Source organism: Pseudomonas sp. LFS044 (assembly GCF_047978245.1).
In the GTDB taxonomy this organism is placed as follows: domain Bacteria; phylum Pseudomonadota; class Gammaproteobacteria; order Pseudomonadales; family Pseudomonadaceae; genus Aquipseudomonas.
In genome coordinates, this window is the sequence record NZ_JBFPFX010000018.1 from 32,305 (window position 1) to 46,924 (window position 14,620).

The 14,620-nt window shown below is 62.9% G+C and carries 13 protein-coding genes; 8 read left to right on the top strand and 5 right to left on the bottom strand.

Features of this window, described 5'->3' with window-relative positions; genetic code table 11:
* Positions 1 to 55 precede the first annotated feature (55 nt).
* From ACNQPL_RS16490 to ACNQPL_RS16505, 4 genes are all read left to right on the top strand, one after another.
* Positions 56 to 757: an AzlC family ABC transporter permease gene (locus ACNQPL_RS16490; protein ID WP_346612913.1), complete on the top strand. Its 702-nt coding sequence runs from the start codon at positions 56 to 58 to the stop codon at positions 755 to 757.
* Positions 754 to 1,068 carry an AzlD domain-containing protein gene (locus ACNQPL_RS16495; protein ID WP_254480475.1) on the top strand — a complete coding sequence of 105 codons (315 nt, stop codon included), beginning with the start codon at positions 754 to 756 and terminating at the stop codon, positions 1,066 to 1,068. The genes ACNQPL_RS16490 and ACNQPL_RS16495 overlap by 4 nt, the downstream gene beginning before the upstream one ends.
* The gene (locus ACNQPL_RS16500; RefSeq protein WP_416467268.1) at positions 1,065 to 1,898 is read left to right on the top strand and encodes an AraC family ligand binding domain-containing protein; all 834 of its coding nucleotides are present in this window, start codon (positions 1,065 to 1,067) and stop codon (positions 1,896 to 1,898) included. Before ACNQPL_RS16495 ends, ACNQPL_RS16500 begins: the two co-directional genes overlap by 4 nt.
* A 75-nt stretch (positions 1,899 to 1,973) precedes the next feature.
* Positions 1,974 to 2,201, top strand: coding sequence for a hypothetical protein (locus ACNQPL_RS16505; RefSeq protein WP_346612911.1), 228 nt, complete (start codon positions 1,974 to 1,976; stop codon positions 2,199 to 2,201).
* 34 nt (positions 2,202 to 2,235) lie between these two features.
* Here ACNQPL_RS16505 and ACNQPL_RS16510 read toward each other — a convergent pair whose 3' ends face one another.
* From ACNQPL_RS16510 to ACNQPL_RS16530, 5 genes are all read right to left on the bottom strand, one after another.
* Positions 2,236 to 2,724: a copper chaperone PCu(A)C gene (locus tag ACNQPL_RS16510; protein WP_346612910.1), complete on the bottom strand. Its 489-nt coding sequence runs from the start codon at positions 2,722 to 2,724 to the stop codon at positions 2,236 to 2,238.
* Positions 2,724 to 3,332, bottom strand: a complete 609-nt coding sequence (locus ACNQPL_RS16515) for an SCO family protein (RefSeq protein ID WP_346612909.1) — start codon at positions 3,330 to 3,332, stop codon at positions 2,724 to 2,726. The genes ACNQPL_RS16510 and ACNQPL_RS16515 overlap by 1 nt, the downstream gene beginning before the upstream one ends.
* A 199-nt stretch (positions 3,333 to 3,531) precedes the next feature.
* A complete protein-coding gene (gene nfuA, locus ACNQPL_RS16520) occupies positions 3,532 to 4,116 on the bottom strand; it encodes a Fe-S biogenesis protein NfuA (protein ID WP_172218736.1) in 585 nt (194 codons plus the stop codon).
* Positions 4,117 to 4,174: 58 nt separating this feature from the next.
* Complete coding sequence (locus ACNQPL_RS16525) at positions 4,175 to 5,209, bottom strand: acyltransferase family protein (RefSeq protein ID WP_416467269.1); 1,035 nt, start codon at positions 5,207 to 5,209, stop codon at positions 4,175 to 4,177.
* A gap of 109 nt (positions 5,210 to 5,318) precedes the next feature.
* A complete protein-coding gene (locus tag ACNQPL_RS16530; protein ID WP_346612907.1) occupies positions 5,319 to 7,619 on the bottom strand; it encodes a fatty acid cis/trans isomerase in 2,301 nt (766 codons plus the stop codon).
* A 166-nt stretch (positions 7,620 to 7,785) separates the two neighbouring features.
* Between ACNQPL_RS16530 and metH the strand changes: the two genes are divergently transcribed.
* The 4 genes from metH (at position 7,786) to ACNQPL_RS16550 (ending at position 14,458) form a co-directional block, all read left to right on the top strand.
* On the top strand, positions 7,786 to 11,493 hold the full coding sequence (gene metH / locus ACNQPL_RS16535; protein ID WP_416467270.1) for a methionine synthase: 3,708 nt from the start codon (positions 7,786 to 7,788) through the stop codon (positions 11,491 to 11,493).
* A 95-nt stretch (positions 11,494 to 11,588) separates the two neighbouring features.
* Positions 11,589 to 11,807 (top strand): DUF2970 domain-containing protein, encoded by a 219-nt coding sequence (locus ACNQPL_RS16540; protein WP_416467271.1) that lies wholly within the window; start codon positions 11,589 to 11,591, stop codon positions 11,805 to 11,807.
* Positions 11,808 to 12,327: 520 nt separating this feature from the next.
* Positions 12,328 to 13,980 carry a nitrite/sulfite reductase gene (locus tag ACNQPL_RS16545; protein ID WP_346612904.1) on the top strand — a complete coding sequence of 551 codons (1,653 nt, stop codon included), beginning with the start codon at positions 12,328 to 12,330 and terminating at the stop codon, positions 13,978 to 13,980.
* Positions 13,964 to 14,458: a DUF934 domain-containing protein gene (locus ACNQPL_RS16550; protein WP_346612903.1), complete on the top strand. Its 495-nt coding sequence runs from the start codon at positions 13,964 to 13,966 to the stop codon at positions 14,456 to 14,458. Before ACNQPL_RS16545 ends, ACNQPL_RS16550 begins: the two co-directional genes overlap by 17 nt.
* Positions 14,459 to 14,620 lie beyond the last annotated feature (162 nt).

Sequence of the window (14,620 nt, forward strand, 5' to 3'; positions counted from 1 at the left end):
CACCCGCCCCAGCCTCTGGCATGCTGCTCTGCCGAACAACAGTGTCGCAACCATCATGCACAGCAGTCCGCCCATTGCCCGCCAGGCCTTTCTGCACGGCGCCATCGCCATTCTCCCGTTATCGCTGGCCGTCGCCCCGTGGGGCCTGCTCGCAGGCTCGATGGCCATCGAGGCCAACCTCAGCGCCTGGGAAGGCCAGGGCCTGTCGGCGATCGTCTTTGCCGGGGCTGCGCAGCTGGTAGCCATCGGCATGCTCAAGGGCGGCGCGAACCTGCTGTCGATCCTGCTGACCACCCTGCTGCTGACCTCGCAGCACCTGCTCTATGGCTTATCCATGCGCCCGGTGCTGTCAAACCAGCCGCTACGCTGGCGGCTGGGCCTGGGCTTTCTGTTGACCGACGAGTTTTTCGCACTCACCAGCCACTATGACCAGCAGCAGTTCAACCGCTGGTACGCACTCGGTGTCGGGCTGACGTTCTACGTGGCCTGGAACCTGTTCACCCTGGCCGGCATCGTGCTGGGCCAGAACATCCCGCACCTGGACCAGTTGGGCCTGGACTTTTCCATCGTCGCCACCTTTGTTGCGCTGATTGCACCGCTGGTACGCAATGTCGCCACGGTGGTATGCGTGGCGGTGTCACTGTTCTGTTCGGTGCTGTTCAGCTATTGGCACTGGGAAACCGCGCTGGTGGCTGCCGGGCTGCTGGGCATGGCCGCTGGCTTCATCTGCCAGAAATACTTCGGAGGCCGCGCATGACCTGGCTACTGATCTTCGCCATGGGCGCCGTGGTGTTCCTCAACCGCTATGCCTTCCTGGAACCACGCCTGCCCTTGCGCCTGAGTTCCAACGCGCGGCAGTTCCTGGGCTTTGCCGTACCGGGCATGCTCACGGCAATCTGCGGCCCGATCATCTTCCTGCCCGGCCACCAGTTGGACCTGAGCCCGCTCAACCCCTACCTGCTCGGTGCCTTGGTGGCCGTCGCCCTGGTGTTGTTGACCCGCAGCGTGTTGCTGAGCATGCTGGTGAGCATGTTGATCTTCTTCCTGCTGCGTAGCTGGCTGGCATGACCACACCCCTGCGCGAACAGACCCACCTCTGGCAAGCGCCCGCCCTGGGCGACGTCGAGATGCTGCACGCGCGCTATTTCCAGCAGCGCTTTGCCCCGCATGTGCATGAAGGTTACGTGTTCACCGTTATCGAGTCCGGCGCCCAGCGCTTCTGGCACCGCGGCAGCGAGCACCTGGCGCCGGTCGGCAGCATGGTGCTGATCAACCCGGACGAACTGCACACCGGCGCCACGGCCCATGAAGCCGGTTGGCGCTACCGCGGTTTCTACCCGGAGCATGAACGGGTGACCGGGGTGCTGGATGAGCTGGAACTGGGCCGGTATGGCATGCCGCGCTTCAACGCCAGCGTGATCCAGGACCCGGAGCTGGCGCGCGCCTTCAGCCAGGTGCACCAGTTGTCCGAGTCGGGTGCCAGCGCACTCGAGCAACAGACCGCCTGGCGCCAGGCGGTGCTGGCACTGGTGCAGCGCCACGGCCACTGCCCGGCGCCCAGCGCCCCCGGCAACGAACCGCTGGCAGTTGCCCGCGCCCGCGAGCTGCTTGAAAGCCGACTGGCGGATCCCCCGTCACTGGAAGAGCTGGCAGCGGCTGTCAACCTATCGCCCTTTCACTTCGCGCGCGTATTCCGCCAGGCCACTGGCCTGCCGCCGCATGCCTGGCTCAAACAGCGGCGCCTGGCCCGCTCCCGCGAACTGCTGAAAAGTGGGCTGGCCGCCGCCGACGTGGCGTTCAACCTGGGGTTCGCCGACCAGAGCCACCTCAGCCGACAGTTCAAACAAGCTTATGGCGTCACGCCGGGCGCCTACCGCACCGCTTGCCTGCACGGCTAGGCCACGGCGACACCAGGCCCCAGGCAATCGCGCCAGCCGCTGCTACACTGACAGGGCTGAATGGAGGATCCTGCCATGTCCGAAAGAGAGCTCACCACCCTCATATCGCTGATGAACCAGCGCCAGGCTGCCCTGAGCAGTGCCTGCAAGGAGATTGCCGACTGGATCGACCGGCAGGGCGATGTGCCCGTCGCTGGCAAGATCCGCGCGAGCCTCAAGGCCCTGGAGGCCGATGAAGCCCAGGTTCGCAAGACCTTGACCTCGCTGACCCTCGAAAGGCCTCTGCCACGCTTTCGTAGCTGAATGAAGCGGGGCCGCAAAAGCGGCCCCGTTCAAGTCAGTGTTTCATGTGCATGTGGTCGTGCCCACCGCCCATCTCGGCGTTGAGCGCGCGGACTTCTGCCTGCACATTCAGGGTTTCCTTTGCGCCCTGCGCATCTTCGACCGTCAAGGTCAGCGGTACTTTCTCGCCTTCCTTCACTTGCTGGGTCAAGCCCATCAGCATCACGTGGTAACCGTTCGGGTCCAAGCTCACCGGCTTGCCGGCAGGCAGCTCGACAGCCTTGACTTCCTTCATGCCCATCACGTCACCGTTCATGGTCATCTCATGCACCTGCACGGTCTTGGCGATAGGCGAGGCCACGCCAACCAGCTTGCTATCGCTACTGGCCGTCAGGGTCATGAAGGCACCGGTGGACTGCTGGTGCGCAACGCTCGCACGCACCCAGGCATCACTTACGGTGGTCTGGGCCAGGGCTGGCAGCGCAAGGCCCAGCAGGGCGATGGCGGCCAGGCCGCGCTTGATCGGTTGCAGTGAAACAGCCATTAGCAAATCTCCATCAGAGTAAGCAGGTCTTCGGCGCATTCCTTGGCATTCAGCGAATGGCCCAGGCTCAGGCGCAGGGTGCCACGGGTATCGTAGACGTAGCTGGTGGACGAGTGAGAGATGGTGTAGGTGTCACCGGCCGGAACCTTCTCGTAGAACACCTTGAATTCCCGGGCCACCTCGGCGATTTCTTCCGGTGTACCGGTCAGCGCGGTGAACGTCGGGTCGAAGGCCTTGACGTAGGCATCGAGCACTTCCGGGGTGTCGCGCTCCGGGTCCAGGGTGATGAACACCACGCGGAACAGTTCGCGGTCGCGACCTTTAAGCAGCTTCCTGATTTGCGCCGCACGCGCCAGCGTGGTCGGGCAGACCGCCGGGCACTGGGTGAAACCGAAGAAGATCATCGGCATGCTGCCGTAGAAGCTCGACAGGGTGACGTCGTTGCCCTGGGGGTCCTTGAGGCGGAACTTACGCCCGAGGATCTCGTTGCTCATGTTCTTGCCGTACTTGAACTCAAGCCCCCGGGCCGGGTTGCAGCCTGCCAGCAGGCCGAGCCCGAGAACGCCCATCCCGGCGACTACCGCGCGCCGGGTCAACAGATCATTCATGGAACCATCCTTTACAGGGAAGGTGCCGGCCCCAGAAGCGGGCCGGCCCAAAAACCGGGGCATTCTTGCATGGCACCCCGCGGGCTTCTACCCGACCAAGGCGGTGATGGCCTGCAGCCCTTTGAATACGGGCTGCGACCTGTTGTCGCAGGGGTTGAAACCGTAACAGTTTGTTGCTAGGAGCGCGTAATACTACAAATCAGTAGTAGGCGTTTTCCTTCTGGGTGTGGTCGGTCACGTCACGCACGCCCTTGAGTTCCGGAATACGCTCAAGCAGGGTGCGCTCGATGCCTTCCTTCAAGGTTACGTCCGCCTGGCCGCAACCCTGGCAACCGCCACCAAACTGGAGCACGGCAATACCGTCGTCGACCACGTCGACCAGGCTCACCTGGCCACCATGGCTGGCCAGCCCAGGGTTGATTTCGGTCTGCAGGTAGTAGTTGATGCGCTCGTTGATCGGGCTGTCTTCATTGACCATCGGCACTTTGGCGTTCGGCGCCTTGATGGTCAGCTGGCCGCCCATGCGGTCGGTGGCGTAATCGACCAGCGCGTCTTCCAGGAACGGCACGCTGACCGCATCGAGATAGGCGGTGAAGCTCTTCAGACCCACGGCGGTGTCGTCAGGCTTCTCTTCGCCAGGCTTGCAGTAGGCGATGCAGGTTTCGGCGTACTGGGTGCCCGGCTGGGTGATGAAAACGCGGATGCCAATGCCAGGCGTGTTCTGCTTGGAAAGCAGATCGGCCAGGTAATCATGGGCGGCGTCGGTAATGGTTATAGCGCTCATGGAAGTTCCTCACAGACTTGCGGCCAAGTGTACGCCAACCTGGCCCCTGAACAAAGTCCTAGCATTTTACTCTGGAAAGGGCATAAGCCGGCGTTTGCTCCCGCGGCGCCGCCAGCCACGCCTGCATCCGCCGGTACAAACCGCGCTCCAGCCACTGGTAACTGAACCACGACATTAGTCCAATGGACGGCACGCAGAGGGCGAAGACCAGGTAAGGGTTGAGGTGCAAACGCTGGCTGGCGAACCAGCCGGCATACAGCACCAGCACGTGGATCAGGTACACCGAATACGAGCAGTCACCCAACGCCTTGAGCACCCGGCTGCCCTGGAAGTACGGCTCCAGCGCGACGAAGGCCAGCACCACCAGGGCACTTGGCAAGCCCCAATGCAGCAGGCGCTGGGACGCGTCCAGGTGATAAATCGCGTAAGCCGCTACCCCAAGTACCGCCAGCGGCAGCCACAACCCTTCGCGCACCAGCCCGCGGCGGTACAGCACGCCGATGCCGATACCAAGCAGGAACTCGTAGATGATGCCGTTGTTGTAGAAGTGGCTGAGTACGCCAAGGCGGCTCAATACTTCACTGACCAGCAACAGTGCAGCCGTTACCAGCAGCAGGTGGTGACGCTGGCGCACCAGGAACGCAAGGCCAAAGAGGAGGTAGAAGAACATCTCGAAGTTCAGCGTCCAGCCCACGTTCAAGGTCGGGTACAGGCCGTAGCCGCCGGGGTTCTCTGCCGGGATGAACAGCAGCGACAGCAGCAGGTGACGCCAGTCGAATTCCTGGTGTGGCATCCATTGGCTGAAGGCCAGCAGCAGCGCTGCCATCAACGCGGTATAGAACCAGTAGGCAGGGACGATACGCAGGGCGCGGTTGAGCAGGAAGCGGCGCGGCTCGATGGCCTTGTCACGGGTCGAGAGGTAGATCACCAGCCCGCTGATGACAAAGAAGATATCCACGCCCACGGCGCCGCGATCGGTAAGGAACTGGCCCACGGGGCCTGTGGCATGGAACTCGAAGAAGATCTGCATGAAATGGTGGCAGACCACCACCCAGGCGGCGAACGCCCGCAGTGCCTGAAGCGAATACAGCATGGAATACCTGCGATTGCCGGTGCATTGAGGCCCTTGCAAGCGCTGCTTGCTCGCAAGGGCCACCCACCGATTCCGACCGCAGTGATGGCGGAAAGGTCAGCTCAACCGATCAGAGGTTCTCGTAGCGGTTCATGTCCAGCACCCCCGCCTCCACAGGTTCGGTTTCCTGGATGAACGTGCTCAGGTCATGGAAGTAGCGCCAGAACTCCGGGTGGCTGCGGCGCACGCCCCAGCGCATGACGATACGCTCGAACTTGGCGGCGTCGTCGCGCGCGTACTCCAGGTCCTCGACAAACTCCGGCACGTCCGCCGCCGGGATATTGAAGATGAAGTTCGGGTAGCTGCTGAGTACCCCGGGGTACAGGGTCAGGGTATCCAGGCCCGGCTGATACCGAGCGCTTTCGCCGAGCAGGAAGGCAACGTTGCTGTGTGCACGGTTGCGCAGCAGGCTGTAGACCTGACGCTGGCCGCCCTGCCCTTCGATGCGCAGCATGGTCGCCTCGGGCAACTGGTTGATTACCTTCAGGCCTGCGGCCGGGCGTGACACCAGGCGGCTGAGCGACTGCTCGACGTTGCGAAATTCCTCGCTCATCTGTGGCCGCGAGCAGTAGGCGCCCTGGCAACGGTTGATCGGGTCGGGCGCAGCGTTCAGGCTACCGGTACGCTGCAGCAGCTTGAGGCCGAAGTCGCGCTTGGCATCGCGCGCGTCGAGCGAGATGCCGCTCGGCGTGTCGGTGTCGATGTCTTCGTAGTCGAGCCACATCTTCACCTTGCCGCTGTTCTGGTACCAACTGCTGAGAATCGCGCCACGCTGGTCGGCCGGCATCAGGCGCAGGAAGTTGACCTCGGCGCCATTGCGGATCAGGTCAAAGTACAAACGCGTCTGCAGCTGGTGCGAGACATTGCCGAACACATCGAAGTTGACCGCCAACTGGTAGTAGGTGCGCTCGAACAGTGGGTAGTCGAACAGCCACATGGTCAGCGGCACATCGCCCACCAGGCCTTTGGTCACGGCGGCACTGTCGAAGTGGCGGAAGATGCTCAGCAGCGCGTTGTCGTTACCGGCCCACAGCGTCGACCAGCCTGGCGCAGGCATGTCGGCATAGGCGTCGCGGCGCAGTTTTTCGTACTCGTTGCGTTTGTCGCGGTAGGCGTGCCACAGCGAAAGCACGCTGCCCACATCGTCGATCTGCCCCGGCATGGCCAGCAACGGCGTGGCCTCGCCCCGGTACTTGGCGTCGGTGATGTAGCGGTCGTGGGCGGGCTCCTGGAACAGTGCCCAGAAGTTGTCGCGGATCACGTCGGTGGCGATCTGGCCGCGGCACACCGGGCCGCGTATGAAGGTGCGCACGAAGTATTCGGCGTTATCCAGCATGAACTGGTACCGCGCCACCGCCGGGATCGCCTCGAAGGTTTCGAACGGGTTGGCGCGGTGGCGTGGGCCGTAGCCCGGCAGCGCGGTGGCGTGCCAGTCGCCGGCGTAGAACAGCTGCTTCACGCGTTTTAGCTTCTGCGGCCCCATCGGGTAGGTGATGTGCGTTTTGTGCACGATCACGCCCTGCACCGGGATCAGGCGGTAATAGAAGTCGGTCCCGGGCGGGTCGTTGGGGCGGCGCGTGGCAATGATGTCGGCCGGCTGGCCGCTTGGGGTACGCGAGCGCACCCACTGGAAGAAGTGACCTTGCTCGCCACCGACAAAATGGATGTGCGCCAGGAACAGGTGCTCGTACAGCCAGCGACCAACCAGTGCCTCGGTGGAACCCGGGCGGTTGAGCAGTTCTTCCCAATCGGCGATCTGCTTGGCCTCGACCGCGCTGGGCTTGATCGGCTGGTACTCGACCGGCGCGCCCGCAGCCAACCAGCGCTGCAGGGTCTGGTACTCCTGGTCGGTCAGGCCGGTGACCGCCAGCGGCATGCCCTCCTTGGGGTGAGCGCCGGCGTAGGCATCGAACTCATGGGGCAACGGGCACATATTGGTGCGGTTGAGCCCCAGAACGATCTCCTCCGGCAACTTGGCGTTGGGCGTGAGCGGCGTCTTGTGCCCCAGTTCGAGCATGCGCGCCATCAGCGCAGCCTGGCTCCCCTGGTTGTCCAGCACCGAATAAAAGCCCTTGTTACGCCAGGCCTCTTCACTGTGAGCGTCGTAGAACAGCCGCGTCGTCGGGACCGCCTTGCTTCGCTCGCCTTGATAAACCGGCACCTTGGTGGCGCCGCGTACCGCGCCCTCCGGGCTTTCCAGCTTGAGCTGGCAGGCCGCGTCGTTGCAGGCATGGCAGGCCACGCACTTCTCGGTGAAGATCGGTTGAATATCCCGGGTGTAGGAGATTGCCGGGCTCGATGGGGGGGCCTGCCCGAATGCCACGCTGCTGATCAGCAAGGCGAAGGCAGCAGCTATAAAACGATGCACCATGTGCCGAAAGTCCTGGTTCCTGAAAGCCATCACGATTGCCTGGTCGTCCGTGGGTGCTGATGGCTCAACATGAACAGATTTCATGCAAATGGCCGATGCGCCTAAAAACCGCGCAGCTTTGTTATGATTCCGCACCTTCTGATATTCGCCCGACCAGGTAGTTCCTATGTCCGACCGCAGCGCTCGTTACCAAGCACTCCAGCACGCACTCAAAGAGCGCATTCTGATCCTCGACGGCGGCATGGGTACTATGATCCAAAGTTATCGCCTCGAGGAACACGACTATCGTGGCACGCGCTTTGCCGATTGGCCAAGCGACGTCAAGGGTAACAACGATTTGCTGCTGCTCAGCCGCCCCGATGTCATCGCCGCGATCGAGAAGGCATACCTGGACGCCGGCGCCGATATCCTCGAAACCAACACCTTCAACGCCACGCAGATTTCCCAGGCCGACTACGGCATGGAGTCGCTGGTCTACGAGCTGAACGTCGAAGGCGCGCGCATCGCCCGCCAGGTCGCCGATGCCAAGACCCTCGAAACGCCGGACAAGCCGCGCTTCGTCGCCGGCGTGCTCGGCCCGACCAGCCGTACCTGCTCGATTTCCCCGGACGTCAACGACCCCGGCTACCGCAACGTCACCTTCGACGAGTTGGTGGTCAACTACATCGAGGCCACCCGCGGCCTGATCGAGGGCGGCGCCGACCTGATCCTGATCGAGACCATCTTCGACACCCTCAACGCCAAGGCGGCGATCTTCGCCGTGCAGCAGGTGTTCGAGGACGACGGTATCGAACTGCCGATCATGATCTCCGGCACCATCACCGATGCCTCGGGCCGCACCCTGTCGGGCCAGACCACCGAAGCGTTCTGGAACTCGGTGCGCCACGCCAAGCCGATTTCCGTGGGCCTGAACTGCGCACTTGGCGCCAAGGACCTGCGCCCGTACCTTGAAGAGCTGTCGACCAAGGCCGACACCCATGTCTCGGCGCACCCCAACGCCGGCCTGCCGAACGCCTTCGGTGAATATGACGAAACCCCGGCCGAAATGGCTGCAGTGGTCGAGGAGTTCGCTGCCAGCGGCTTCCTCAACATCATCGGCGGTTGCTGCGGTACCACCCCTGGTCACATCCAGGCCATTGCCGAGGCCGTGGCCAAGTACAAGCCGCGTGAAATTCCGGAAATCGCCAAGGCCTGCCGCCTGTCCGGCCTGGAGCCGTTCACCATCGACCGCCAGTCGTTGTTCGTCAACGTCGGCGAGCGTACCAACATCACCGGCTCCGCCAAGTTCGCCCGGCTGATCCGCGAAGAGAACTACACCGAGGCCCTGGAAGTCGCCCTGCAGCAGGTCGAGGCTGGCGCCCAGGTGATCGACATCAACATGGACGAAGGGATGCTCGACTCCCAGGCCGCCATGGTCCGTTTCCTCAACATGATCGCCGGTGAGCCAGACATTTCCCGCGTGCCGATCATGATCGACTCCTCCAAGTGGGACGTGATCGAAGCGGGCCTCAAGTGCATCCAGGGCAAGGGCATCGTCAACTCGATCTCCATGAAGGAAGGCGTCGAGCAGTTCAAGCACCACGCCCGCCTGTGCAAGCGCTATGGCGCCGCGGTGGTGGTGATGGCGTTCGACGAGGTTGGCCAGGCCGACACCGCCGCGCGCAAGAAGGAAATCTGCAAGCGCAGCTACGACATTCTGGTCAACGAAGTCGGCTTCCCGCCGGAAGACATCATCTTCGACCCGAACATCTTCGCCGTTGCCACCGGCATCGAAGAGCACAACAACTACGCCGTCGATTTCATCGAGGCCTGTGCCTACATCCGTGACCACCTGCCGCACGCGCTGACCTCCGGCGGTGTGTCCAACGTGTCGTTCTCGTTCCGTGGCAACAACCCGGTGCGCGAGGCGATCCACTCGGTATTCCTGTTCCACGCCATCCGCAACGGCCTGACCATGGGCATCGTCAACGCCGGGCAGCTGGAGATCTACGACGAGATCCCGGCGGCACTGCGCGAGAAGGTCGAGGACGTGGTGCTCAACCGCACCCCGGAAGGCACCGACGCATTGCTGGCCATTGCCGACGACTACAAAGGCGGCGGCGCTACCAAGGAAGTCGAGAACGAAGCCTGGCGGTCGCTGCCGGTAGGCAAACGCCTTGAGCACGCCCTGGTCAAGGGCATCACCGCACACATCGTCGAGGACACCGAGGAGTGCCGCCAGCAATGTGCGCGCCCCATCGAGGTCATCGAAGGGCCGCTGATGAGCGGCATGAACGTGGTTGGCGACCTGTTCGGCGCGGGCAAGATGTTCCTGCCCCAGGTGGTCAAGTCGGCGCGGGTGATGAAGCAGGCCGTTGCTCACCTGATCCCGTTCATCGAAGCGGAAAAAGGCGACAAGCCGGAAGCCAAGGGCAAGATCCTCATGGCCACGGTCAAGGGCGACGTGCACGACATCGGCAAGAACATCGTCGGCGTGGTGTTGGGCTGTAACGGCTACGACATCGTCGACCTCGGCGTGATGGTGCCGGCGGAGAAGATCCTGCAGACCGCCCGCGATGAGAAGTGCGACATCATTGGCCTGTCCGGCCTGATCACCCCGTCGCTGGACGAGATGGTTCACGTTGCCCGCGAAATGCAGCGCCAGGGCTTCGAGCTGCCGCTGATGATCGGTGGCGCCACCACCTCCAAGGCGCACACCGCGGTCAAGATCGAGCCGAAGTACAGCAACGACGCGGTGATCTACGTGACCGACGCCTCGCGTGCGGTGGGTGTAGCCACCCAGCTGCTGTCCAAAGAGCTCAAACCTGGCTTCGTCGAGAAAACCCGCCAGGACTACGTCGAAGTGCGCGAGCGCACCGCCAACCGCAGCGCCCGCACCGAGCGCCTGAGCTATGCCCAGGCGGTGGCGACCAAGCCCAAGTACGACTGGGCCGGCTACCAGCCAGCGGTGCCCTCCTTCACCGGCGTCAAGGTGCTGGATAACATCGACCTGCGCACCCTGGCCGAGTACATCGACTGGACCCCGTTCTTCATTTCCTGGGACCTGGCCGGCAAGTTCCCGCGCATTCTTACCGACGAAGTCGTCGGCGAGGCGGCCGCCTCGCTATACAAAGATGCCCGCGAGATGCTCGACAAGCTGATCGACGAGAAGCTGATCAGTGCGCGCGCCGTGTTCGGCTTCTGGCCAGCCAACCAGGTCGCCGATGACGACATCGAAGTCTACGCAGGCAACGGCCAGCCGCTGGCCACCCTGCACCACCTGCGCCAGCAGACCATCAAGCCCGACGGCAAGCCGAACTTCTCCCTGGCCGACTTCGTCGCGCCGAAAGACAGCGGCGTCACCGATTACGTGGGTGGCTTCATCACCACCGCCGGCATCGGTGCCGAGGAAGTGGCCAAGGCTTATCAGGACAAGGGCGACGACTACAGCTCGATCATGGTCAAGGCCCTTGCCGACCGACTGGCCGAAGCCTGCGCCGAGTGGCTGCACGAACAGGTGCGTAAAGAGCATTGGGGTTATGCCCGCGACGAGCACCTGGACAACGAGGCGCTGATCAAGGAGCAGTACAGCGGTATCCGCCCTGCCCCAGGCTACCCGGCGTGCCCGGATCACACTGAGAAAGAAACCCTGTTCCGCCTGCTTGATGGCACGGCCATTGGCGAGACCGGACCAAGCGGCGTGTTCCTGACCGAGCACTTTGCGATGTTCCCGGCGGCCGCGGTCAGTGGCTGGTACTTTGCCCATCCGCAGGCGCAGTACTTTGCCGTGGGCAAGGTCGACAAGGACCAGATCGACAGCTACAGCGCGCGTAAAGGCCAAGACATCAGCGTGACTGAGCGCTGGCTGGCGCCTAACCTGGGGTACGACAACTAAAAGCGTGTGCAGCCCCATCACCGGCACGCCGGCGATGGGGCCAGTACATTCACCTACACTGTCTCTGATTGCCTCTGATTTCCTCAGGAGCCACCATGGACGACTCAAGCCAAGGCAAGCCCCCCACCTTCTGGCAAATGCTGCACAGCATCCTCGCCGCCGCGTTCGGCGTGCAGAGCGGCAAGAACCGTGCGCGCGACTTCACCCACGGCAAGGCCAGCCACTTCATCGCGTTGGGTACGGTGTTCACGCTGGTGTTCATTCTGGTGCTGCTGGGCCTGGTGCAACTGGCCATGCACCTGACTGCGCGTTAGCCACACGAAAACGCCTGCGGGCATCCACCCCCCAGGCGTCGTGGCTGGCTCACGGTCTGAAGACACGTCTACTGATGGCTGACCCAATACACGGCGGTGACCACCACCAGGACGATCAGGCAGAGGATCGCCCAGGCATCGACACTGCTGTCAGCTTTGCGGACCTTGGTTGAGTTTCCCATTGCATTGCCTCTTGTAGTGGTTATGGGAATGCACTTCACACCAGCAGTTAAGATGAGCAATGCCCTTTCCTCAAGCAGGGTTTTTCGCCAATCGACGGGTGACGCGTGGCGCAGCCCTTGAGCGTGCAGTTACACCTGCGCAACAAACCCGCAGGGACAAACCTGTGCCCTGGATGGCGAACAAATGCCAGTCAGTCTCACTTAGTCCGTTTGGTTCTTTTCATATGCAAAAACATCACTTTAGCGCATAAACGCAACCTGATATCGTTTCCCGGCTCCGAACCGGAGTGCGCGGCCGTGCGCGCGAATAGCTGCATGCAGCCTGAGACAGGACTTTTATGTACGTATACGACGAGTACGATCAGCGGATCATCGAGGACCGCGTCAAGCAGTTCCGTGATCAGACCCGCCGCTACCTGGCCGGTGAGCTGAGCGAAGAAGAATTCCGCCCTCTGCGCCTGCAGAACGGCCTGTATATCCAACGTTTCGCGCCGATGCTGCGCGTCGCCGTGCCTTATGGCCAGCTGAACGCCCGCCAGGTCCGCACACTGGCCAAGATCGCTCGCGACTACGACAAGGGCTATGCCCACATTTCCACCCGCCAGAACGTGCAGTACAACTGGCCGGCGCTGGAAGACATTCCGGACATCCTTGCCGAACTGGCCACCGTGCAGATGCACGCGATCCAGACCAGCGGCAACTGCCTGCGCAACACCACCACCGACCAGTTCGCCGGTGTTGCCGCGGATGAAATCATCGACCCGCGCCCGTGGTGCGAGATCGTCCGCCAGTGGACTACCTTCCACCCGGAATTCGCCTACCTGCCGCGCAAATTCAAGATCGCCGTGAACGGCTCGAAAGAAGACCGCGCCGCCATCGAAGTGCACGACATCGGCCTGGAGCCGGTGCGTAACGCGGCTGGCGAGCTGGGCTTCCGGGTGCTGGTCGGCGGCGGCCTGGGCCGCACCCCGGTAGTCGGCTCGTTCATCAACGAGTTCCTGCCGTGGCAGGACCTGATCAGCTACCTGGACGCCATCCTGCGCGTGTACAACCGTTACGGTCGCCGTGACAACAAGTACAAGGCGCGGATCAAGATCCTGGTCAAGGCACTGACCCCGGAAGTGTTCGCCGAGAAGGTCGAGGCCGAAATGGTCCACCTGCGTGGCGGCAGCACCACCTTGACCGAAGAGGAAGTGCAACGCGTTTCGCGCCACTTCGTCGACCCGGAGTACCTGGCCCTCGACAATGTCGACTACAGTGCCCTGGACGCCGAAAACCCAGGTTTCGCCCGCTGGCGCTCGCGCAATACCCGGGCCCACAAACGCCCTGGCTACGTTGCCGTGACGCTGTCGCTCAAGCCCACCGGCGTTGCCCCGGGCGACCTGACCGACAAGCAGCTGGACGCCGTGGCAGACCTTTCCGAGCGCTACAGCTTCGGTTTCCTGCGCACCTCGCACGAGCAGAACATCATTCTCGCCGACGTCGAGCAGCGCCAGCTGCACGCCTTGTGGCTAGAACTGCGCGAAAGCGGCTTCGCCACGCCGAACATCGGCCTGCTGACCGACATTATCTGCTGCCCGGGCGGTGACTATTGCTCGCTGGCAAATGCCAAGTCGATCCCGATCGCCGAATCCATCCAGCGCCGCTTCGACGACCTGGACTACCTGTTCGACATCGGCGAGATCGACCTGAACATCTCCGGCTGCATGAACGCTTGCGGCCACCACCACGTCGGCCACATCGGCATTCTCGGCGTGGACAAGAAGGGCGAGGAGTTCTACCAGGTATCCCTGGGCGGCAACGCCGCGCGCGACGCGAGCCTGGGCAAGATCCTCGGCCCGTCCTTCGCCCAGGACGCCATGGCCGATGTGATCGAAAAGCTGATCGCCGTGTACGTTGAACAGCGTACCGAGGAAGAGCGCTTCATCGACACCTACCAGCGTATCGGCATCGACCCCTTCAAGGAACGCGTCTATGCAGCGAATCATTAAGAACAACCAGATCGTCGACGAAACCTGGCACCTGCTGCCCAAGGAAACCTCGTTCGACGAGCTGACCAACTGCGACGACTACATCGTCCCCCTGCAGATGTGGCGCGACCATGCCCACGTGCTCAAGGCTCGCGATGGTGGCTTGGGTGTGTGGCTGGACAGCGACCAGGAAGCGGAAGAGATCGGCGAAGACGTGCAACACTTCCAGGTCATCGCCCTGAACTTCCCGGCCTTTACCGACGGCCGCAGCTATTCCAATGCACGCCTGCTGCGGGACCGCTACCAGTTCAAGGGTGAGCTGCGCGCCATTGGCGACGTGCTGCGCGACCAGCTGTTCTTCATGGCCCGCTGCGGCTTCGACGCATTCGCCATCCGTGCCGACAAGGACCCTGAAGACGCCTTGCAAGGCCTGCAGGACTTTTCGGTGACCTACCAGGCTGCCACCGACCAGCCGCTGCCGCTGTTCCGCCGCCGCTGATGCAGTACACCCATGGCCCACTTGCACGTGGGCCATGGGCTGCGCTTCACCTCAGCCGGTTCACCCTTTCCGGCCAGCTTGCACCTTCCCCTCCCCCTGCCGCCGCCCACTCTGCCTGGACACCCTGAATCCGCATTCAGGTTTCATGCTGGCCTGCCGATA

Coding starts and splice junctions, on each gene's coding strand:
- ACNQPL_RS16500 (WP_416467268.1), top strand. CDS start 1,065: ATGACCACACCCCTGCGCGAACAGACCCACCTCTGGCAAGCGCCCGCC.
- ACNQPL_RS16515 (WP_346612909.1), bottom strand. CDS start 3,332: ATGAATGATCTGTTGACCCGGCGCGCGGTAGTCGCCGGGATGGGCGTT.
- metH (WP_416467270.1), top strand. CDS start 7,786: ATGTCCGACCGCAGCGCTCGTTACCAAGCACTCCAGCACGCACTCAAA.
- ACNQPL_RS16540 (WP_416467271.1), top strand. CDS start 11,589: ATGGACGACTCAAGCCAAGGCAAGCCCCCCACCTTCTGGCAAATGCTG.
- ACNQPL_RS16545 (WP_346612904.1), top strand. CDS start 12,328: ATGTACGTATACGACGAGTACGATCAGCGGATCATCGAGGACCGCGTC.
- ACNQPL_RS16510 (WP_346612910.1), bottom strand. CDS start 2,724: ATGGCTGTTTCACTGCAACCGATCAAGCGCGGCCTGGCCGCCATCGCC.
- ACNQPL_RS16505 (WP_346612911.1), top strand. CDS start 1,974: ATGTCCGAAAGAGAGCTCACCACCCTCATATCGCTGATGAACCAGCGC.
- ACNQPL_RS16495 (WP_254480475.1), top strand. CDS start 754: ATGACCTGGCTACTGATCTTCGCCATGGGCGCCGTGGTGTTCCTCAAC.
- ACNQPL_RS16530 (WP_346612907.1), bottom strand. CDS start 7,619: ATGGTGCATCGTTTTATAGCTGCTGCCTTCGCCTTGCTGATCAGCAGC.
- ACNQPL_RS16550 (WP_346612903.1), top strand. CDS start 13,964: ATGCAGCGAATCATTAAGAACAACCAGATCGTCGACGAAACCTGGCAC.
- nfuA (WP_172218736.1), bottom strand. CDS start 4,116: ATGAGCGCTATAACCATTACCGACGCCGCCCATGATTACCTGGCCGAT.
- ACNQPL_RS16525 (WP_416467269.1), bottom strand. CDS start 5,209: ATGCTGTATTCGCTTCAGGCACTGCGGGCGTTCGCCGCCTGGGTGGTG.
- ACNQPL_RS16490 (WP_346612913.1), top strand. CDS start 56: ATGCACAGCAGTCCGCCCATTGCCCGCCAGGCCTTTCTGCACGGCGCC.